Annotated in this window: 17 protein-coding genes (1 of these 17 cut by a window edge); 12 read left to right on the top strand and 5 right to left on the bottom strand. The window is 67.6% G+C overall.

Annotated elements, in window-relative coordinates; translation table 11 throughout:
* From L286_RS26075 to L286_RS26055, 5 genes are all read left to right on the top strand, one after another.
* Positions 1–299, top strand: a 299-nt coding sequence (locus L286_RS26075) for a c-type cytochrome (protein WP_021222940.1), incomplete at its 5' end; no start/stop codon positions are given.
* The gene (locus tag L286_RS26070) at positions 296–1,531 is read left to right on the top strand and encodes an iron-containing alcohol dehydrogenase (RefSeq protein ID WP_020818342.1); all 1,236 of its coding nucleotides are present in this window, start codon (positions 296–298) and stop codon (positions 1,529–1,531) included. The genes L286_RS26075 and L286_RS26070, both read left to right, overlap by 4 nt.
* 20 nt (positions 1,532–1,551) lie before the next feature.
* The gene (locus L286_RS26065) at positions 1,552–3,036 is read left to right on the top strand and encodes an NAD-dependent succinate-semialdehyde dehydrogenase (protein WP_020818341.1); all 1,485 of its coding nucleotides are present in this window, start codon (positions 1,552–1,554) and stop codon (positions 3,034–3,036) included.
* A 41-nt stretch (positions 3,037–3,077) separates the two neighbouring features.
* Entirely contained in the window at positions 3,078–5,147 is a 2,070-nt protein-coding gene (locus L286_RS26060) for an outer membrane protein assembly factor BamB family protein (protein WP_013053684.1), read from the top strand.
* Positions 5,148–5,163: 16 nt separating this feature from the next.
* Complete coding sequence (locus L286_RS26055; protein WP_007688122.1) at positions 5,164–5,640, top strand: c-type cytochrome; 477 nt, start codon at positions 5,164–5,166, stop codon at positions 5,638–5,640.
* A 35-nt stretch (positions 5,641–5,675) separates the two neighbouring features.
* Here the strand turns inward: L286_RS26055 and L286_RS26050 are convergent, their stop codons facing one another.
* Both L286_RS26050 and L286_RS26045 read right to left on the bottom strand, forming a co-directional pair.
* Complete coding sequence (locus tag L286_RS26050; RefSeq protein WP_020818340.1) at positions 5,676–6,458, bottom strand: enoyl-CoA hydratase; 783 nt, start codon at positions 6,456–6,458, stop codon at positions 5,676–5,678.
* Complete coding sequence (locus tag L286_RS26045; RefSeq protein WP_020818339.1) at positions 6,455–7,642, bottom strand: CaiB/BaiF CoA transferase family protein; 1,188 nt, start codon at positions 7,640–7,642, stop codon at positions 6,455–6,457. The genes L286_RS26050 and L286_RS26045 overlap by 4 nt, the downstream gene beginning before the upstream one ends.
* Positions 7,643–7,791: 149 nt before the next feature.
* Here L286_RS26045 and L286_RS26040 point away from each other — a divergent pair, with 149 nt between their 5' ends.
* Together L286_RS26040 and L286_RS26035 are read left to right on the top strand one after the other, a co-directional pair.
* Positions 7,792–9,717: a pyrroloquinoline quinone-dependent dehydrogenase gene (locus L286_RS26040; RefSeq protein WP_020818338.1), complete on the top strand. Its 1,926-nt coding sequence runs from the start codon at positions 7,792–7,794 to the stop codon at positions 9,715–9,717.
* A gap of 9 nt (positions 9,718–9,726) precedes the next feature.
* Positions 9,727–10,056 (top strand): c-type cytochrome, encoded by a 330-nt coding sequence (locus tag L286_RS26035; protein ID WP_007688114.1) that lies wholly within the window; start codon positions 9,727–9,729, stop codon positions 10,054–10,056.
* 45 nt (positions 10,057–10,101) lie between these two features.
* Here L286_RS26035 and L286_RS26030 read toward each other — a convergent pair whose 3' ends face one another.
* Together L286_RS26030 and L286_RS26025 are read right to left on the bottom strand one after the other, a co-directional pair.
* Positions 10,102–11,118, bottom strand: a complete 1,017-nt coding sequence (locus L286_RS26030; RefSeq protein WP_020818337.1) for an SMP-30/gluconolactonase/LRE family protein — start codon at positions 11,116–11,118, stop codon at positions 10,102–10,104.
* Positions 11,119–11,175: 57 nt separating this feature from the next.
* Positions 11,176–12,087 (bottom strand): cupin domain-containing protein, encoded by a 912-nt coding sequence (locus L286_RS26025; RefSeq protein ID WP_235181772.1) that lies wholly within the window; start codon positions 12,085–12,087, stop codon positions 11,176–11,178.
* Between the two features lie 114 nt (positions 12,088–12,201).
* On the opposite strand from L286_RS26025, the gene L286_RS26020 reads away from it, so the two are divergent.
* The gene (locus L286_RS26020) at positions 12,202–13,521 is read left to right on the top strand and encodes an MFS transporter (protein WP_021222936.1); all 1,320 of its coding nucleotides are present in this window, start codon (positions 12,202–12,204) and stop codon (positions 13,519–13,521) included.
* On the opposite strand, the gene L286_RS26015 is transcribed toward L286_RS26020, so the two are convergent.
* On the bottom strand, positions 13,499–13,978 hold the full coding sequence (locus tag L286_RS26015; protein WP_020818334.1) for a hypothetical protein: 480 nt from the start codon (positions 13,976–13,978) through the stop codon (positions 13,499–13,501). The genes L286_RS26020 and L286_RS26015 overlap by 23 nt on opposite strands.
* 104 nt (positions 13,979–14,082) lie before the next feature.
* On the opposite strand from L286_RS26015, the gene L286_RS26010 reads away from it, so the two are divergent.
* The 4 genes from L286_RS26010 to L286_RS25995 form a co-directional block, all read left to right on the top strand.
* Positions 14,083–15,063 (top strand): cupin domain-containing protein, encoded by a 981-nt coding sequence (locus tag L286_RS26010; RefSeq protein WP_020818333.1) that lies wholly within the window; start codon positions 14,083–14,085, stop codon positions 15,061–15,063.
* 118 nt (positions 15,064–15,181) lie between these two features.
* Positions 15,182–18,148, top strand: coding sequence for a TonB-dependent receptor domain-containing protein (locus tag L286_RS26005; RefSeq protein ID WP_007688103.1), 2,967 nt, complete (start codon positions 15,182–15,184; stop codon positions 18,146–18,148).
* A gap of 330 nt (positions 18,149–18,478) precedes the next feature.
* Positions 18,479–19,369 (top strand): EamA family transporter, encoded by an 891-nt coding sequence (locus L286_RS26000; protein ID WP_020818331.1) that lies wholly within the window; start codon positions 18,479–18,481, stop codon positions 19,367–19,369.
* Between the two features lie 148 nt (positions 19,370–19,517).
* A protein-coding gene (locus tag L286_RS25995) for a hypothetical protein (RefSeq protein WP_020818330.1) crosses the window boundary here: on the top strand, positions 19,518–21,512 show its 5' portion. Its footprint extends 405 nt past the window's final position; 1,995 of the gene's 2,400 nt are visible here — the first part of the coding sequence; it begins with the start codon at positions 19,518–19,520; its stop codon lies off the right edge, out of view.

Here is a 21,512-nt window from a genome sequence, read left to right as displayed (position 1 = left end):
TTTTCGCGCGCTGCGCCGCCTGCCACAAGGTCGGGCCGAACCCGGCGCGCGCCATGGGGCCGTCGCTGAACGGCGTGGTCGGCCGGGCGGCGGGCAGCCAAGGCGGCTATGGCTATTCGCCCGCGATGAAGGCGTCGGGCATCAAATGGGACGAGGCCAGCATCGACAAGCTGCTGCAAGGCCCGTCGAAGCTGGTCCCCGGCACGAAGATGATCTTCCCCGGCATGGCCGCCGCGCAGGATCGCGCCGACATCATCGCCTATCTGAAACAATTTGGCGCGGATGGTAGGAAGAAGTGAGCGACGTCCATACCGCCTTCGGCGCGCTGCGCCTGCCCCGTTCCGTCCTGTTCGGGCGCGGGCAGCGCCACGCGCTCGGCTCCGCCGCCGGCAAGCTGGGCAGCCGCGCCCTGCTCTGCACCGATGAGCGGCAGGCCGCCCAGCCCGAATTCCACGCCATGGTCGCGGACCTGAAAGCCCATGGGCTGGAGGTCCGGGTCTTCGACCGGACGATCCCCGACCTGCCGATCGGATCGATCAATGCCTGCGTCGACGAAGTGCGCGGCTTCGCCCCCGATCTGGTCGTCGGCATCGGCGGCGGCAGTTCGATGGACATGGCCAAGGTCGTCGCCGTGCTGCTGACCCATGGCGGCGACATCCGGTCCTATTATGGCGAATTCGCCGTGCCCGGCCCGGTCATGCCGCTGATCGCCATGCCGACGACGGCGGGCACCGGATCGGAAGTGACGCCGGTCGCCGTGGTGTCCGACGACGAGCGCGGGGTGAAGGTCGGCATCGCCAGCCCGCATCTGATCCCGCTGGTCGCGATCTGCGATCCGGAACTGACCGCCACCTGCCCGCCCGCCCTGACCGCCTGTTCCGGCGCCGACGCGCTGACCCATGCGGTGGAGGCCTATACGACGCTGGCGCGCCCGGCCGACCCGATGCTGACGCAGGATCATGTGTTCGTGGGCAAGAACCTGTTGTCGGACCATTTCGCCCGGCTGGCGGTCGACAACATCTTCCGCTTCCTGGAGCGGGCCTATCGCGACGGCGGCGACATGGAGGCGCGCGAGGGGCTGATGCTGGCGGCGCTGGCGGCGGGCTGCGCCTTCGGCACGGCGGGCACGGCGGCGGCGCATGCGCTGCAATATCCGGTCGGCAACCTGACGCACACCGCGCATGGCGACGGGGTGGCGACGCTGCTGCCCTATGTCATGCAGTTCAACCGTCCCTTCTGCGTCCCGGCCTTCGCCGAACTGGCGCGGACGGTGGGACTGCCCGACGCGGCGGAGGAGGACATGTCTCAGGCGTTCATCGATGCGGTCGCGGACCTGCTGGGCAGCGTCGACATCCCCCGCTCCCTGGCGGCGCTGGGGCTGAAGGCGGAGCAGCAGGACTTCGTGGCGGAAAACGCCCTGAACGCCGCCAGGCTGGTCAAGAACAATCCCCGTCCCCTCGATCTCCCGGCGATGCAGAGCATCACCCGCGCCGCCTTTGCCGGCGAGCGGGCGGCGCTCAAGTCAGCCTGACTTCTCGAACAAGGTTTCCCATGACGACGCAAAGCTATAGCTGCACGACGACCGACGGCCATGCCGGCCCCTTCGCCATTCCGACCGACCTGCTGATCGGGGAGGCGTGGGTGCCCGCCGCCAGCGGCAGGCGCATCGACATCCTCAACCCCGCGACGGAGACGGTGCTGACCTCCGTCGCCGACGCCAGCCCGGCCGAGGGCATCGCCGCCGTGGACGCCGCCGCCGCGGCCGCCGCGGACTGGGCCGCGACCCCGCCGCGCAGGCGCGCCGACATATTGCTCGCCTGCTTCCATGCGATGATGGCGGAGCAGGAATGGCTGGCGCAGCTCATATCGCTGGAAAATGGCAAGGCGCTGCCCGACGCGCGGGGGGAGGTGGCCTATGCCGCCGAATTCTTCCGCTGGTATGCGGAGGAGGCGGTGCGCATCAACGGGGAACTGGCCGTCTCGCCGTCCGGCGCCAACCGCATCATGGTGCAATATCAGCCCATCGGCATCGCCCTGCTGATCACGCCCTGGAACTTCCCGGCGGCGATGGCGACGCGCAAGATCGCCCCGGCGCTGGCGGCGGGCTGCACCTGCATCCTGAAACCGGCCGAGGAAACGCCGCTGACGGCGCTCGCCGTGGCGGAGATCATGCGCCGGGCGGGCGTGCCCGCGGGCGTGGTCAATGTCGTCAACAGCAGCGATCCGGGCCCGCTGTGCAGCGGCATCCTGCACGACCCGCGCGTGCGCAAGCTGTCCTTCACCGGATCGACCGAGGTCGGCCGCATCCTGCTGCGCCAGGCGGCGGACCAGGTCATCAGCTCGTCCATGGAACTGGGCGGCAACGCGCCGTTCCTGGTGCTGGACGATGCCGACATCGACGAGGCGATCGAGGGCGCGATGATCGCCAAGATGCGCAATGCGGGGGAGGCGTGCACGGCGGCCAACCGCTTCTACGTCCAGCGCGGCATCCATGACGCCTTCGTCGCGAAGCTGGCGGAGCGCATGGGCGCGATGAAGATGGGCCCCGGCACGGAAAGCGCGACCCAGTGCGGCGCGATGATCAACCGGCAGGCGATCGACAAGATCGAGCATCTGGTGGCGGATGCCGTGGCGCGCGGCGCGGAGGTCAGGCTGGGCGGCAGGACGCCGGAGGGCGCGGGCTTCTTCTACCCGCCCTCGGTGATCGCGAACGTCCAGCCGGGGTCGGAGATATTGACGACGGAGGTGTTCGGCCCGGTCGCGGCGGTGATCCCGTTCGACGATCCGGCGGAGGCGGTGGCGCTGGCCAATGCGACCGAATATGGCCTGGCCGCCTATGTCTATACCGCCGACCTCAAGCGCGGGCTGCAACTGGCGGAGCGGATCGAGGCGGGCATGGTGGCGGTCAATCGCGGCCTGGTGTCGGACGCCGCCGCGCCCTTCGGCGGCGTCAAGCAGAGCGGCCTGGGGCGCGAGGGCGGACATCACGGCCTGCTGGAATATTGCGAAGCCAAATATATCGCGGTGAGCTGGTAAGCCGCAGCCGGGAAAGAGAGAGGGAAGGGGCCTAAAGCGCGATGTTGAAGATGACCCGACGCAGGCTGTTGGGCGGGACGGTCGCCGTCGCCGCGACCATCGGCACGGCCCCGGTGCGGCGCGCCATGGCGCAGGAACTGCCCGGCGGGCCGGACACCGAATGGCGCCATTATGCGGCCGACCAGGCCAATACGCGCTACTCGCCGCTCGACCAGATCAACGCCGACAATTTCAGCGACCTTCAGGTCGCGTGGAGTTTCAAGACCGACATATTGGGGGCGCGCAAGGAATATCAGTTCGAACCGACGCCGCTGCTGGTCAAGGGGCGGCTGTTCCTGACCGCCGGGTCGCGGCGCGATTGCGTGGCCGTCGACGCGGCGACCGGCGAACTGCTCTGGATGTTCCGCAAGGATGAGGGGCAGCGCGCGCTCAATTCGCCGCGCCAGCTTTCGGGCCATGGCTGTTCCTACTGGACCGACGGCAAGCAGGAACGCATCCTGTTCGTGACCATCGGCTATCAGCTTGTGTCGCTGGACGCGGCGACCGGCATTCCCGATCCGGCCTTCGGCGTGAACGGCGTGGTCGACCTGAAAAAGGACTTCGACCAGGAACTGGACCCGGAAACCGCCGATGTCGGGCTGCACGCGACGCCGCTCGTCGCCCGCGACACGGTGGTGGTGGGCGCGGCGCATACGGCGGGCGACGTGCCGGCGGTGCGCAAGAATGTGAAGGGCTATGTGCGCGGCTTCGACGTGCGCACCGGCAAGCGCAAATGGATATTCCACACCATCCCGAAAAAGGGCGAATATGGCTATGACAGCTGGCTGAACGGCGACGCCGACGAAGCCGGCAATGGCGGCGTCTGGGCGGAAATGTCCGCCGACGAGGAACTGGGGCTGGTCTATGTGCCGGTGGAACTGCCCACCGGCGACGAGATGGGCATGTTCCGCCGCGGCAATGCGCTGTTCGGGGAATCGCTGGTCGCGCTGGACCTGGAGACGGGCGTGCGGCGCTGGCATTACCAGCTTGTCCATCATGGCCTGTGGGACCGCGATATTCCCTGCGCGCCGATCCTGTGCGACATTCCGGTGAACGGCAGGACGGTGAAGGCGCTGGCCCAGCCGACCAAGCAATGCTTCCTCTATGTGCTGGACCGCACCAACGGCCAGCCGATCTGGCCCATTGTCGAGCGGCCGGTGGAGGCGGGCGACGTGCCGGGCGAATGGTATGCCAAGACCCAGCCCTTTCCGACCAAGCCGCCCGCCTATGACGTGCAGGGCATCGGCATGGACGACCTCATCGACTTCACGCCGGAACTGCGCAAGCAGGCGGTGGAGCTGGTGAAGCAGTACAAGATCGGGCCGCTCTACACGCCGCCCGTGGTCAGCAAGCCCGGCCGCTGGGGCACCATCTCCGTTCCGGGCATCCAGGGCGGCACCAACTGGCCGGGCGGCTGCTACGACCCGGAAAGCCATACCGTCTTCGTCTATTCGAAGACCCAGCCGTCGGTGATCGGCATCATCCCGAACGACGACCCCAGCGTCTCCGAATTTCCGCATGTGCATGGCATTGCCGGGTCCGAAGTGCGGCCGCAGGTGGCGATGGGCGCGGCGGCGCCGACGCCCTTCATGCGGCCCCCGGCGGCGAAGCCCGGCTCCGGCCCGCCGCCCGGCTTCCTGACCGTGCAGGGCCTGCCGCTGCTCAAGCCCCCCTATGGCCGCATCACCGCCATCGACCTCAGCAAGGGCGACCTCAAATGGCAGGTCGCCCATGGCGAGACGCCGGACAATGTCCGCAACCATCCGGCGCTCAAGGGACTGAAGATTCCCCGCACCGGCCGGGCGGGGAATCTGGGGCCGCTCTGCACCAAGAGCCTGGTGATCTGCGGCGAGGCGGGCTTCTACACCAATGAATATGGCATCAGGGGCGCGATGCTGCGCGCCTATGACAAGGCCACGGGCGAGGAGAAGGGCGCGGTCTACATGCCCGCGCCGCAGAGCGGATCGCCCATGACCTATATGCTGAACAACCGCCAATATATCGTCGTCGCCATCGGCGGCGGCAATTACAGCGCCGAACTGGTGGCGTTCCGACTTCCCGGAGTGGCTTAATGGCAGGAGTGGCTTGATGGGCAAGGTGACGCGGGGATATTGGCTGGCGGGCGCGCTGCTGCTGGCGGGCGGGGCGGTCGTGACGCGCGCGCAGGCGCCGGAACGCCACGTCTGGACCGGGGTCTACACCAAGGATCAGGCGGAGCGCGGCAAGGCCGCCTATGCGGAAAATTGCGCCGCCTGCCATGGCGACACGCTGGCCGGGATCGACGTCGCGCCCGCGCTGGTCGGGCCGACATTCCTCAACAACTGGAACAACACGTCCGCGGGCGACCTGTTCGCGCGCATCCAGACGACCATGCCGCTCAACGCGCCGGGCAGCCTGGGCGGGCGGAAGGTCGCGGACATCGAAGCCTATATGTTCGAAGCCAACGGCTTTCCCGCCGGCGACCTGGCGCTGCCGCCCAATGCGGCGCTGATGCCCAATGTCAGGATCGTGGCGCAAAGGCCCGAACCGGCCAAGGCGGGGCCGGAATGCAAATGCGGTAAATAAGGGGCGGGGCGGCGGAACCGCCGCCCCGTTCCGCCTCAGGCGCCGGTCCAGTCCGGCAGCTTCTTCGTGCGCGCCAGGAAATCGGCCACGCCCTGCCGGAAATCGGCGCTGCCATAGACCTGCGCAATCAGATCCTCGACATCGGGCAAGGCGCCGAAGGTCATGCGCCGGATCGTCTCCTTGGTGGCGCGGGTGGTGAGCGGCGCGTTTTCGGCGGCGCGTCGGGCCAGCGCCTCGGCCTCCGCATCCAGCGTCTCGCGCTCCACGATCCGCAGCAGGAAGCCGCTGGCGAGCAGTTCCTCGGCCGTCAGCATCTCGCCCAGCAGCACCATGCGCTTCGCCCGTTGCAGGCCCACCGCCGCGCCGATCCGCGCCACGCTGGCGGCCGACAGGCAATTGCCGATGGTGCGACCGATCGGCGATCCGAAGCGCGCGTCCCGCGTCGCGATGCGGAAATCGCAGGCGGAGGAGATGTTGATGCCGCCGCCCACGGCCCACCCCTCCACCACCGCGATGGTGGTGCAGGGTATGGCGTCGAGAGCGCCCATGCATTCGTCGATGTCGCGTTCATAATCGACGCCTTGCCGGCCGCTTTCATAATCCGCGAATTTGGAGATGTCGGTGCCGGATATGAACGCCTTGCCGCCGACGCCGCGGAACACGGCGACGCGGATGGAGCGGTCGGCCGCTATGTCCCGCGCCGCATCGCGCAGGTCGTGCCACATCGCGCCGGTCAGCGCATTGTGGGCGGCCGGGTTGTCGAAGCGGATATGGGCCTGATCGCCCCGCTTCTCATAGATAAGGCGCGCCTCGCTCATTTCGCCGCTTCCCGCTGCGGGGCGAGCAGGCCCCTTTCCGCCAGTTCCCGCCGGATCAGCTCGCCATGTTCGTCGAGCAGCGGCGGGGGCAGGCGGACCTCCTGCGGCGTGCCGCGCATCTTGACCGGGAAGCCGAGCGCCTTGAACTCGCCCTCCACCGGGTGCGGCACCTGCATCACCATGTCGCGGGCGACGGCCTGCTCGCTGCCGACCGCTTCGCCATAGTCCAGGATCGGCGCGGCGGGGACGCCCGCCGCCAGCAGGGCGTCGATCCATTCCTGCCGCGTGCGGGTGAGGAAGGTCGGCGCCAGATCCTCGATCAGGGCGATGCGGTTCGTCACGCGGGCGGCGTTGGTGGAATAGCGCGGATCGTCCTGAAGTTCCGGCCGGCCGAGCACCTGCAGGAAGGTCAGCCAGAGGCCCTGATTCGCCGCGCCGATGACGAACCAGCCGTCCGCCGCCTGCACCGCCTGATAGGGGGCGGACATGCGGTTGGCCGATCCGATGGGCGTGGGCGACTTGCCCGTGCCCCAAAGCTCGGTCGTTTCCCAGATCGAGAGGCCCAGCGCCGCTTCCAGCAGCGATGCGTCGATATATTGGCCCTGCCCGCTCTTTTCCCGGCCGATGATGGCGGAAAGAATGGCGTAGGCCGAAAACAGGCCCGCGCCCAGGTCGGCCACGGCGATGCTGTTCTTCGCCGGTTCCATGCCGGGAAAGCCGTTGGAGCTCAAAATGCCCGACATGGCCTGCGCGATCAGGTCGAAGCCGGGGCGCTGCGCCCAGGGGCCGGTCTGGCCGAAGCCGGAAATGCTGGCATAGACGAGGCGCGGATTGATCGCGGCCAGGGTGTCATAGTCGATGCCCAGCCGCGCCGCGACGCCGGGGCGGGCATTTTCCACCAGTACGTCGGCGCTCTTGACCAGCGCATAGAGCACTTCGCGATCGGCGTCGTCCTTCAGGTTGAGGACGATGCTGCGCTTGTTGCGGTTGAGCGCCAGGAAGCCGGGGCTGTCCTCCCCCTTCAAGCGGAATCCCATGGAGTGGCGGGTCGAATCGCCCGTCTTGGGCGGTTCGATCTTGATGACGTCCGCGCCCATGTCGCCCAGCAGCATGCAGCAGAACGGGCCTGCCATGACCTGAGAAATGTCGAGTACCCTTATGCCGGCCAACGGCAGCGTCGCCATATTCCTTCTCCCACACGCGCCGTTCCGAAAGGCGCAGATTTTCCCGTGCAGATCATATTGTATATGATTTAACCCTCTGCTAGCATTACTAAGACAAAAGAACAACCGGGCTTGTCGGCCAAAGGTCAACCCCCGCCTTCAGGAGAGGCATGTCGTTGAAAATCGCATCTTCGTTCCGCCGGTCCATCGCATTGGCCTCCATGATTTCCGTTGCCGCCAGCGCCCTGGGCGGCGCGGCCGGGGCGGCGCCGTCCGCCGACGCCGACTGGGCCGCCTATGGCCGCGATCCCGGCGGCGCGCGCCATTCGCCGCTCAGGCAGATCACCACCGCCAACGTATCCACGCTGCGGCAGGCCTGGGTATATCATATGCGCCCGCCCGGCGTGACAGCGGATACGGGGCCGATGCCCGACGGCATGCGCGCCAAGTTCGCCACGGGGTTTTCGGCGTCGGAAGCGACCCCGTTGGTGGTCGACGGCGTCATGTATCTCGCCACGCCCTATAATCGCGTCGTCGCGCTGGACGCCGCGACGGGGAAGGAACGCTGGGCCTATACGCTGGCGAACAAGGACCAGCCCTCGACCCGCGGCGTCGCCTATTGGCCCGGAGCCAGGGGGAAGGGCGCGCGCATCTTCTTCGGCACGCGGTCGGGCAAGCTGATCGCGCTCGATGCCGCGACCGGCCAGCCCGCCGCCGCCTTCGGGGAGGCGGGAATCGTCAACATGAAGACGCCCGAGGTGATGAACGGCCTGCGCGCCGCGCCGCTGGGCATGAGCAGCCCGCCCGCCATCTACAAGGATCTGGTCATCACCGGATCGCGGGTGCAGGAAATGCCGGTCAAGGGCGCGGCGGGCGACGTGCGCGCCTGGGACGCGCGCACCGGCAAGCTGGTCTGGACCTTCCACACCATCCCGCAGGCGGGGGAGAAGGGGTCGGAGACCTGGGAGGGGGACAGCGCGAAGGCGCGGTCGGGCACCAATGTCTGGACCTTCGTGCAGGTCGATGAAAAGCGCGGCATCGCCTATCTGCCCGTCGGCGCGCCGACCTTCGACCGCTGGGGCGCTGACCGAAAGGGCGCCAATCTCTATTCCAACTCCGTGGTCGCGGTGGACGCGGCGACCGGCAAATATCTCTGGCATTTCCAAACCGTGCACCACGACATCTGGGATCTCGACCTGCCGACGCTGACGCTGGTCGACATCAAACGCGGCGGGCGGGTCACGCCGGCGCTGGTGGCGATGAACAAGACGGCGATCATGTTCATCCTGGACCGCGTGACCGGCAAGCCGCTGTTCGACGTGCGCGAAGTGCCGGTGCCGACGGAAACCGACGTGCCGGGCGAGCAGCCCTGGCCGACCCAGCCCATGCCCGTCGCGCCGCCGCCGCTGACCCGCCTGTCCTACGATGCCGACGACATATTGGACGTCACGCCGGAGCTGAAGGCCCGGTGCGAGGCGCTGGTCAAGAAGCTGAACATCACCCCCAGCAAGCCGTTCCAGCCGCTGCGCGCCGACAGCGCGATCAACTTCTTCCCCGGCAGCCTGGGCGGCGCGGACTGGGGCGGTGGCGCGTTCGACCCCGATCTGGGGCTTTACGTCATCAACCTCAACGAACTCGCCAGCCCCCAGCAGTTGGAGCAGCAGCCCGACGGAAGCTGGGGCATGAAGGGCGGCTACGCCTATTTCGCGGACATGGAGACCGGCTTCCCCTGTCACAAGCCGCCATGGGGCGAGCTGGTGGCCGTGGATGTCGTCAAGGGCGCGGTGGCGTGGCGCCGCCCCCTGGGCGACACCGGCCATCCCGCGCTCAAGGATGCGGGCATCACCAGCGCGGGCGGGCCGTTCACGACGTCGGGCGGGCTGACCTTCATCGGCGCGACCAAGGACCAGCGCTTCCGCGCGTTCGAAACGAGGACGGGCAAGCTGCTCTGGACGGCGGAACTGCCCGGTTCCAGCTATGGGACGCCGATGACCTATGCCGCGGGGAAACGGCAGATGGTCGCCGTCGTGGCGACGGGGGGCTTCGCCTTTTCACCGGCCACCAGCGACGCGGTGGTGGCCTATGCGCTTCCTTGAGGACATGACATGCATAAAGTCGGATTGACGATCATGGCCCTTGCCCTGCCCCTGATCGGGGCGGGGGCGATGGCCCAGCAGGCGCCCGCCACCGTAGCCGCGGCGACCCCGCCGCCCGGCCCCGGCCTGGACCTGATCAATGAACGCTGCGGCTTCTGCCACACGACCGGGCAGGTGTTCCAGAAGCGGCGGAGCGAGGCGGAATGGGCGGCGACCGTGCAGGGCATGGCCGATCGCGGGGCGGAGGTCTCGCCGGAGGAGATCAAGACGATCACCGCCTATCTGGCGAAAAACTATGCCCCCGCCCCTGGCGCCGCGCCGAGCGCGGGCGGCCGTTAAACGCGGTTCGGCTCAAGCGGGCGGCGCGTGGCCGCCCGCTGCCTTTCATTGACCCCTGGCGTAGAGCGGCAGCATCCCCTTCACCTTGCTGCGCAGGCGATAGATGCTGGTGCTGCCGGTGATGTAGACCATGTGCCCATCCTCCGCGAAGGCCAGGTTGGCCGCGGTTTCCGGCAGCCTGATCTGCCCCAGCACCTTGCCCTGCGGCGTGACGATGCGGATGCCGCCCGGCCCCGTCGTCCAGATATTGCCCGCGCTGTCGACTTTCAGTCCGTCCGGCCCGCCGCGACCGCCGGGGAAGCGGATCAGCTCGCGCGGCGCGGACAGGCTGCCGTCCGGGTGCACATCATAGGCGCGGATATACATTTCGGGGCCGTAATTGCCGACATAGAGGGTCTTGAAATCGGGGGAGAAACCGATGCCGTTGGGCAGCGTCATGTCGGTGATGACCGGCGTCAGCCGACCGTCGGCATAGCGGAACACGGCGTTATAGGGCAGTTCCTTGGCCGGGTCCTTGTCCATGCCGTTGAACAGGCCGAAGGGCGGATCGGTGAACCAGAGCGCGCCGCTCTTGTCGTAGACGAGATCGTTGGGGCTGTTCAGCCGCTTGCCCTGATAGTCCGCCAGAAAGGGTTGCAGACTGCCGTCCCTGCCGACCCTGACGATGCGGCGAGCGCCCATCTGCGTCATCAGCACCGTGCCGTCGGGGGCGGGGGCCATGCCGTTGGAACCGATGCTGGCGCCCGCCGGGGGATTGGGCAGGCCGCCCGAATTGGCGAGCAGTTCCTCGACCTTCCCGTCCGGGGTGACGGCCCGCATCTTGTCCCCGGTCACGTCGGAGAACCAGAGCCGGCCCTCATGCCAGAGCGGCCCCTCCGTAAAGCCGAAGCCGGTCGCCACCCGCTCGATCGGCGTGCCCGGCGCGATGATCGCGTCGAACGCCGGATCCAGCCGTTCGAAGGAGGGCGCGGCCGCCGATGCGGCGGGCGCCTGCGCCAGCGACGGCGCGGTCAGGGGGCAGAGCGCCGCGGCGAGCAGGGCGGCGCGAAGGCGGGAGGACATGGGCTTGGTTCCTTCTTGGATGATGGAAAGGGGGGAGGCGAGAGGACCGGCGCGACGCTATCGGCGCGGTCGCAGGCGCGCCTCGGCTTCGGCGCGGTAGCGGGCCTTCGCCGGCAGATCGCGCGCCACGCCGATCACCATGAGTTCGAGCGGCTGGCCGCCCGTCTGGCGGATCGCCCGCGCCTCGCCCAGGTCGACGGGCACGGCGTCGCCCGCCCGGATCGGCGCGGTCTCCCCGCCCAGCGTCACCTCGCCCGTGCCGGAGATCGCATAATAGACCTCGCTCATGTCCGCCTGCGTCCGGCGGCCCAGCGTCGCGCCGGCGGGCAGAAGGATATGGTCGACATAGGACCAGGGCGTGGAGAACACCGCCGGGCCCAGGGCGCGGCGATAGAGAACGGCCCCGGTCGCGTCGGGCAGCGCTGCCGCCGCCGGCTTCAGCAGGGCGCGGTCCAGCCGCATGCTGATGAATTGCGGCACGGGATCGAGCGTCGCGCCGGTGCGCGGGTCGCCCAGATCGAAATTGTCGTAGCTCTTGGTCATGCCGACATTGACGTTCAGCCATTGCAGCGGCCGGTCGGTCGGATTGTAGATGCCATGGGCATGCCCCATGCGATCGGGCACGCCGGCCGGCCCGGCCAGGCGAGAGGTGCGCCCGTCGATGGTGAATTCCGCCTCCCCGTCGAGGATGACGAACATCTCCTCGCAATCATTGTGGAAATGCTGGCCGATGCCGCTTTTCGGCGCGATCGTCCCGCGATGGACGAAGATGAGGTTGGTGCTGAGCGCATCGGCGCCCAGCAGCGGCCCGAACTTCATCGATCCCGCGCCGCCATGGACGCCGTTCGCGACCCGCATGCCGTCCGGATCGGTATGGCCGATGCGTTGCGCCAGCGGCGGCGCGGCCTGCGCGGCGGTTCCGCCAAAGGCCATCAGCGCTGCGACCAGCGCCATGCGCGGCGTGCCCATGCCCATCTTCCCCTCTCCAATGCTTGCTCTTGCCTGCTTATGCGGACATACATCATCTTGTCTCGAATCATATAGTATATTGTTTGGCGCAGAAGCCAAGCGGGAGGGATGGTTATGAATGGAGCCGCGCGGTCCAGGGTCAGGCTGGGCCTGATCTTCCTGTTGTTCATCATCAGCGCGATCGCCTTTCTCGATCGCACCAATATTTCCGTCGCTGGCGTGGAGATGCGGAAGGAATATGCCATAGACCAGGTCCAGCTGGGCTGGGTCTTCAGCGCCTTCCTGATCGGCTATGCGCTGTTCCAGGTGCCGGCGGGCTGGCTCGCGGCGCGCTACGGCCCGCGCATCGTGCTGACGGGCGCGCTGCTGTGGTGGGGCGTGTTCACCGCCGCGACGGCGCTCATCCATCCGGAGGGCAGCGCCGCGCTGCTGCTGCTGGCGCTGACCCGCTTCGCGCTCGGCATCGGCGAATCGGTCGTCTATCCATGCGGCAACCAGTTCCTGTCGCGCTGGATACCCGCGCAGGAGAGGGGAAAGGCGAACGGGTGGATCTTCGCAGGGGTGGGGGCCGGGTCGGGCATCACGCCGCCGCTGATCACCGCGATCATCCTGTGGGGCGGCTGGCGCGCATCCTTTTATGTCTGCGCGGTCCTGGGCCTTGCCGCCGCCGCCATCTGGTTCTGGCTGGCGCGGGACCGGCCGCAGGAGCACCCCTCCGTCAACGCGGCCGAACTCGCGCATATTGAGGCGGGCCTGCCCCCAGCCAAAAGGGCGTCGGCCGGACCCATTCCCTGGGGCGCCATATTTTCCAGCCGCAACGTCTGGGGCCTGTTCGTCAGCTATTTCGCCTTCGGCTACGTCATCTGGATCTTCTTCAGCTGGTTCTTCATCTATCTGGCCGAAGCGCGGCACCTGGACGTCAAGTCGAGCGCCGTCTTCTCCATGCTGCCCTTCCTGTGCATGACCTTCGGCTGCCTGCTGGGCGGCGTGATCAACGACCGGGTGTCGGCGCGCCATGGCCTCTATTGGGGACGGTCCGGGCTGGGCATCCTGTCCTTCGTCCTGACCGGCCTGTTCCTGGCCGGCGGATCGATGGTCGACAACGCCCCGCTGGCGGTGCTGATCCTGGCGGGCGGAGCGGGCGCGATCTACCTCTCGCAAAGCTCCTTCTGGTCGGTGACGGCGGACATCGCCGGGCCGCATAGCGGCGTCGTGTCCGGCTTCATGAACATGGGGTGCCAGATCGGCGGGGCGCTGACCTCCACCCTGACGCCGATGATCGCCGCGCAGTTCGGCTGGACGGCGGCCTTCATCGCGGGGTCCGCCGTGGTGCTGGCGGGGGTGCTCGCCTGGGCGGTCGTCGACCCGAACCGGCTGCTGGAGCAGCCGGCCGGGGAGGGCGCCCTGGGGCCTATTGGCGGCGCGACAGCCTGACGGTGAAGGGCTTGCGTCCCTCCATGTCGAAGAAGGTGGTGCCGAAGGGCGTGCGACGGACATGGACCATGGCGCCGACCGGCGGCGGCGGCCCGACGGTCGTCATGTCATAGGCGGTGCCGTCCTCCAGCTCCAGCCGGTAATAGCCATGCCGCAACGGGACGGCGGCCTTCAGCCGGCTGTCGAAATCCGTGCGGCTCTTGAGCGCGTCGCGACGGTCCTGATAGCTGTCGCTTTCTGCCGCCGCCGCCGCCCCCGCCACCCTCGCCGGGGCGGGCGACGCGGGGAGGGGAATCGGGCGGCTGTCCGCCGCCGCGCGGCCCGACCGGCGATCATAGCAGGCCAGGCGTTCCGACGGGTCGTCCAGACGCGCGCAGCCATCTTCCTGCGCATGGGCGACGCATTGCGGAAACAACGCAATCCCGCCGATCACGGCCAGTTTCCAGATGTGCTTCACGCCCTTCTCCTCTTTTCATGTCATAATTTGTTTGACTAATGCCCTAACATCATATCCTATATGATCAATTGCAAGACGCAAAAGTCTGCTCAAGGGGAGGATTGATGGCAATCGTCAAGGCCGCATTCTATCTGTGTTCGCCCGCTCTGCTCATCCTGGGGGCGGCGGCCCAGACATCCGCGCCGTCTCCGTCCCCGTCCCCGTCCCAGGCCCCATCCCAGCCGCCCGCCCGGCCGCCCATGGAAAATGCCTGGTCGCCCAAGCGGACGCCGCCGCGCGCCTATGACGCGCCCAATCGTCCCTGGTGGAAGCTGGCGGACATATTGGCCGCGCACAAGGGCGAGAAAAGCTGGACGCACGCCATCGTCCGCAACCGCGACCTGGAGGCGGACTGGCGCCAGATGGCCGCCGGGCAGCGCACCGAACCGCTGATGTACGCCGACAACGCCACCGCCCTCATCGTCTGGGGCGGGCAGCTCCGGGTCAGCATCAAGGGGCAGGAACCCTTCGTCGCGGTCAAGGGCGGGGAGGTCAACATCCCCTTCCGCCTGCCGTTCACGCTGGAAAGCGTGGGCGAGGAGCCGGCGCTGTGGCTGGAGGTGCACGGCGCGGGCGACGTGCCGCTCTATCCCGTCGCGACCAGGCCGGACAAGCCGAAGGACGTGCCTGGCTTCACCTATGTGAAGGCCGCCCTGATGGGCGGGGACGGGCGTTACGGCGCCGCCGACCGGCCCTATCTCGACTATTACAAGGATGTGGTGACGGGCGGGCAAAGGGCTGGCGCCTTCATTGCCGGCGATCATCTGTTCGTGAACAATATTCGCGGCGCCGGCATCCAGACTCCGCCGGCCAGCGACCTGGGCCATTTCCACTTCGGCTATGATGAATTCTGGTTCGTCATGGAAGGCAATATCGATTACCAGATCGAAGGCGTGCCGTTCTTCACCGCGTCGCCCGGCGACGTCGTGACTGCCGCGCAGGGCCGGTGGCACCGGGCCAGCTTCGGCGGGCAACCGGGCCGGATGGCCACGCGCGTCGCGATCAACCCTTATCCCCGCGGCCTGCACAGCTTCCAGCCGCACTGAAGCGCGCTCCCCGGAGCGCATCGCCAAAGCTCGACGATCCAGAGGCTTTCAGCCTCTTCGAAAAACCGCAAGTTCAACCAGAAATCCTATAGTATATGATATGGAAAGGGAGAGAGTCATGTTGGGAGAGTATCTGCCTGCACGATTGAACAGCTCGCTGATCGCGATCGCGGCGGCGATGGTGGCCGGCCAGCCCGCGCTGGCGCAGGATAATGCGACCATCGCGCCGCCGCCCCAGGGCAGCCAGTCGGTGGCCGACAGCGACATCATCGTCACCGGCTCCGCCATTCGCGGCGTCGCGCCGGTCGGGTCCAACCTGATTTCGGTGGGCCAGGACACGATCGAGAAGACCGCGCCCGTCAACGTGTCGCAGCTCGTCAACACCGTGCCGTCCATTTCCACGGCCGGCTCGGTCGCGCAGGGCGAGAACGCCTATTCCTATTATTCGCCGCAGATCCACAGCCTTGCGGGATCCTCGTCCAACACGACGCTGGTGATCATGGACGGCCTGCGCCTGCCCGGCGGCGGCACGCAGTTCGCCCAGACCGACCCCAACATCATCCCGGTCAGCGCGATCCAGCGGGTCGAGGTTCTGGCCGACGGCGCGTCGTCCGTCTACGGGTCGGACGCGGTCGCGGGCGTGGTCAACTTCATCACCCGGCGGACGTTCGACGGGTTCGAGGCGAACGCGCAGGCGGGCTTTGCCGACAGCTATCACAACACCAACTTCAACTTCATCTGGGGCAAGAAGTGGGACACGGGCGGCGTCTATGTCGCGGGTTCCTATTCGGACCAGTCGGAACTGAAGAACAGGGATCGCCGCTTTTCCAGCCTGGGCGACTATCGCCCGGTCGGCGGCACCAACACCAACAGCTACCAGTGCAGCCCCGCGACGATCATCGCGCCGGGGGTCAGCGGCGTCTTCCTTTCGCCCGGCGCGACGACGACCGTCCCCAATATCCAGGCGAACGCGCCCTGCAACAATTCGGTCTACGCCAATCTCCTGCCCTCGCAGTTCCGCGCGAACGCGATGATCAAGGTGACGAACGATTTTTCGGACAAGTTCACCGTCACGGCGATGATGAACTACAACCGCCAGGAAACCCATAACGCCTCCGGCCCCGGCGGCCTGACCAACGCCGCCGCCTTCGGCCCCGGATCGGGCCGGGGCGGCCAGATCAACCCCTTCTACCAGGCGCCCGCCGGCGCGCCCGGCGCCACGCAGCAGACGGTCACATGGCTCGCCCTGCTGCCCGACGGAAATTATGGCGAACAGGAATCGCAGTCGGACTCGATCTATTCGACCGCCGTCGCGGAATATCACGTCAATGACGACTGGACGCTGACCTTCAGCGACGCCTTCGGCTGGAACCGCTCGGCGCTCAACACCGTCAACGGCTTCTGTTCGGCCTGCGCCCTGCTGGCGCTGAACGGCACCGCGCAGTTGAGCGGCAGCACCACGGCGACCAACATTCCCGGCCAGAACGTCATCGCGCTCAACCTGCCGCTGACGGCGGCGAACGCGCTGGACGTCTGGCGGCCCTTCGACGGCACCAACCGGACCTCCGAAGCGGTCATCCGCTCGCTCTATCGCAACAATAGCGAGAATACGAACTACAACACGTTCAACCAGATGAAGCTGGACCTGAACGGATCGCTGTTCAGCCTTCCCGCGGGCAAGCTCAAGATCGCGGTCGGCGGCGAATATCTCTGGTATGAACAGACGCAGAAGATCACCGGCTCCAACAATACCGGCCCGACCACGACCGGCTCCAACTTCCGCGTCTACAACTACAAGCGCGACGTGAAGTCGCTCTATGCCGAACTCTATATTCCGGTCGTCTCCCCGGATATGGGCATTCCGCTGGTGCACAGCTTCGACCTCAGCATTTCCGGCCGCTACGACAGCTATAGCGACGTGGGATCGACCACCAATCCGAAGTTCGCAGCGAACTGGGAGCCGGTGGAGGGCGTCAAGCTGCGCGGCAACTATTCCCGCGCCTTCGTGGCGCCGCCGACCGCCGTCATCGGCGATCCGACCCAGGGCTATCTCTACGCTTCGGGCAGCGTCGGCGTGAACGGCACGCAGATCGCCGTGCCCATCGCCAACTATCCCGATGTCGTGAACATCCCCGGCGTGCAGTGCGATGCGACCACCTGCACCATCGGCACCCCGGCGATCCAGGGCATGCGGCGCCAGCTTGGCGGCGGCTTTTCCAACATGACCCCGCAAAAGGGGCGGAGCTGGTCGGCGGGCATCGACCTCGCGCCGCGCTTCCTGCCCGGCTTCACCGCCGCCTTCACCTATTTCCACAACAAGTTCATCGGCGGCGTCTCCTCCCCCAGCCCCAGCGCCATCGTGAACTCGGCCGGGCTGCGCAACCTGCTGACCATCTGTCCGCAGACCTGTTCGCCGGCGCAGATCGACGAGTTCGCCAATATCGCCAACGGCGCGACGGTGTCGGGCGCCATCCCGCCGCAGGTCTATTTCCTGATCGACCAGAGCAGCCGCAACGCGCTGAACCTGACGGTGGAAGGCATTGACGGCCAGTTCAACTATCGCGCGGACATCGGCGAACTGGGCAGCTTCGTGATCGGCACGGGCTTCACCTATTTCACCAAGTTCCGGCAGAATTTCGGCGGAGGCACGGACTTCAGCATCCTCAACACGTCGGGTTACAACACCACCTTCCCCTCTGTGCGGTTCAAGAACCGCGCCCAACTGGGCTGGGCGAAGGACGGGCTGTCGGCTGACCTGTTCTGGAACCATACGGGTTCCTACCGCAACTGGATCAGCACCACGGTGGCGCCGATCATCGTCAATTCGGCGGGCAATCCCATCGGCGGCGGCGACAAGGTCAAGGCCAACGACACGTTCGACCTGCACCTGCAATATGAGTTCCAGGGCGAGAGCTTCGCCAGGGGATGGCAGATCTATGTCGACGCGCAGAACATCCTGGACAAGGATCCGCCCTTCTACAACGGCAACACCAACGGCATTTTGGGCGGCGCATGGGGCTATAACGGCTTTGTCTCCAACCCGATCGGCCGCATGGTCTCGGTCGGCCTGCGCATCCGCATGTAGTCCTTCCGCCCGGCCGCCGGAGCATTTTCAAGTCGATCGTTCACGGTCAACGGCTGGGAAAATGCGGCATTGAAGGACGAGGAAAAGGCTCCGGAGCATCCATGCTCCGGAGCCTTTTCGCATTGGGGACTTCGCATTGGGGACCGGGCCGGCGAACAGGCGCCGCGCCGGATTGTCGCGGTCCGCCATGTCCCGCGCCGCGATGCGCGGCGTCCAGGGGGACGACTATGGCAAGGGCGGCCAACATCGGCTATTGGCCATTTCCGGACATCCCAGTTCGTCCTCGCGGCATGGCCATTCCGCGACCGTCCCTCAAAGTCCGAGTGTCGCATGCCCTCTGTTGCCGCGCCGCGATCCGTTTCCACGCGTGTCGATCCCATCGCCTTCGGGGCGCTCTCGCTTTCCCTTCTGTCGGTCACTTCCGGCGCGTCGCTGGCCAAGCGGCTGTTCCCGCTGGTGGGGCCGGAGGGGGCGACGACGCTGCGCCTCATCGTCGGCGCGGTCATCCTGTCGCTGGTGTTCAGGCCCTGGCGGCTGGACTGGCGGGCGGGTTGGCGGCCGCTGCTGGCCTATGGCGTGGTGCTGGGGGTCATGAACCTCTCCTTCTACAATGCGCTGGCCTATATTCCGCTGGGGCTGGCGATCGCGATCGAATTCACCGGCCCCCTGGCCGTCGCCCTGCTCACCTCGCGGCGGAGACTGGACTTTCTCTGGATCGGTCTTGCGGTGCTGGGCCTGGCCAGCCTGCTGCCGCTCTGGGGCGCATCGTCCCGGCTCGACTGGCGCGGCATCGCGCTGGCGCTTATGGCCGGCGCGTGCTGGGCCGGCTATATCCTGATCGGCAGGCGCGCGGGCCGCATGCACGGAGCGGCGGCCTCCGCCGGGGGCATGATCGTCGCCGCCCTGCTCGTCGCGCCGGTCGGGATGGTCCATGCCGGCGCCGCGCTGCTCGCGCCCGACACGCTGCTGCTCGGCGTTGCGGTGGGCATCGTTTCCAGCGCCATCCCCTATTCGCTGGAGATGGTGGCCCTGCCCAGATTGCCGTCCAACACATTCGGCATCCTGATGAGCGCCGAACCCGCCGTCGGCGCGGTCATGGCGCTGATCCTGCTGGGCGAAGTGCTGACCCTGGCCCAGTGGTTCGCCATCGGCCTCATCATCTGCGCGTCTGTCGGCACGGCGGTCACCGCCCGCTCGGGGGCGGCGATGGAGCAGCCCTGACCGCCCCGCGGCTCCACCGGCCGCCCCTGCTCGTCCCGCGATCCTGACCCTTCGTCGCAAGGCCGGTTGCCTCGCCCGCGCTCTTGGAATTGGGGGAGCGATATGGGACAGCGGAATCTGTATCGCTGACAGGAAGATGCCGGGACTTATGCCGCTGCCGAGCCGACGGAATATCTTGCCCCGGACCTGCGGCGCCGCAGCCGCCGCGCTTTGCGCCGCATCGGCGCAGGCCGCCGATCCCGCGCCGTTCGAGCTTGGCGGGCCGGGCCTGCGCATCGCGGTCACGCGGGGGAAGGACGTGCTGCCCATCGCGCAGGTGCCCAGCCTGGCCGAAGGCGACAGGCTGTCGATCAGGGCCGACCTGCCGGAGGATCAGGGCGCGAAGTTCCTGCTGCTCTCCACCTTTCTGCGCGGCGCCACCAACCCGCCGCCCAAGGATTGGATCAAGTCCGCCGAAAGCTGGAAGAAGAAGGCGAAGGACAACAGCCTGTCCCTGACCGTGCCGAAGGGCGCGCGGCAGATGACACTGTTCCTGGTTCCCGACACCGGCGGCGCGGAAGGCACGATCGAGGACGCGGTGCGCGGCAAGCCGGGCGAGTTCGTCCGCGCGACGCAGGAACTCAACCAGGCCTCGCTCGACCGCTCGCGGCTCGACGCCTTCATGGCGGCGATCCGGGCGCAGGAAAACAGCCATCCCGAATATCTGCGATCCGTCGCTCCCGCCCTGGCGCGCAGCCTGTCGATGAAGCTCAACGACGAATGCCTGTCGAAAGTGGTCGAGCTTCAGGCCAATTGCCTGCTGGAAAATCGCGAGCAACTGGTGCTGGCGGACGTGCACAGCAGTTCCATCGCGGAAACGCTGACCGGCGCGCCGACCGACCTTGCCCTGCAACTCAGTTCCACGCGGGAGGCGGGCTATGGCTTCTACAGCCCCTATATCGGCGTGGTGCGCGACCTGGCCAGGATTTTCGGCGCGTTCAGCAATCCGGAATTCGACTATCTGCCGACGCTCAGCATCCGGCGGGGCGATGCCGCCGCGCTGCTGCTCAACAAGGCGCCTTCCTTCCAGAAGCCGAAGTCGGTGCTGGTCGTGGGCATGCCCGCCATAGAGGCCGACAGCCCGCCCCGCCTGCGCAGCGCCGCCAACGGCCCGATCTGCGCGGCGCGCCCTGGCGTGGTGCTTCCGGTGGAGGGCGCGCCGCTCATCTATTCGACCGCCTATGCGCGCAACATGACGGTGAAGCTGACGGCGGCGAGCGGGGATATGATCGACCTGCCGGTGGAGGCGCGGGCGGACCGGGGCGGCTATGTCGTCAAGAGCAATGATCCGCTGCCCGCCGCCTTCAAGGGCACGGTGAAGGGCCATCTTTCCGGCTATTGGGGGTTCGAGCGGTTCGACGGCCCGGATTTCGCGCTGCAACTGCCCGGCGATGCGGCATGGAAGGTGGCGGGCGACCCGCCGACCCTGGTGGTGGGGCGCGACAACGGCCTGACCTTGACCGGCGACGCGCCCGCCTGCGTCGAGGGCGTCACGTTGCGGCAGGGGGACGGCGCGCCCCAATCCCTGTCGTGGAAGGTGCAGGGGACCGACTCCCTCGCCCTGACCCTCCCCCTGGCCGACCGCAAGCCCGGCGACATCAGGATAGAGGTCAAATATCAGGGCATCGCCGCGCCTTCCGTCCTGTCGCTCAAGGCCCTGGCCCAGGCGAGCAGGCTCGACGCGCTCAGCCTGCATGCCGGGGACAGGAACGCGGTCCTTTCCGGCCAGCGGCTGGACCAGGTCGCGGCGGTCGATCTGTCGGGAATGATGCTGGCGCCCGCCGAACTGGTGCGCGACGGGGCCGTGGACCGGCTGAACCTGGTGGCGAAGGGGGAGGGCGCTGCCCTGAAGGCGGGCGACAGGGCGACCGCGCGGGTGCGGTTGAAGGACGGACGTTCCTTCGATCTGGCCGCCACGGTCAAGGAAGCGCGACCCCGCCCGACCCTGCTCGGCAGGAGCGTTTCGCAAGGCGCGGGCGCGGGCCGAATCCTCCAGCTTTCCGGCGAGAATCTGTTGCCGGACGATGGGCGGCTGGTCTTCTCTGTCCGGGCGGAACAGGGGGCGGCTTTCCGGGCGGACGACATGTTGGAGGTCGCCTCGGCG

The sequence above is a fragment of the Sphingobium sp. HDIP04 genome (assembly GCF_000445085.1).
GTDB lineage: Bacteria > Pseudomonadota > Alphaproteobacteria > Sphingomonadales > Sphingomonadaceae > Sphingobium > Sphingobium indicum.
The sequence above is the reverse complement of the archived record's forward strand: the minus strand, read 5'-3'. Positions and strand labels throughout refer to the sequence as shown.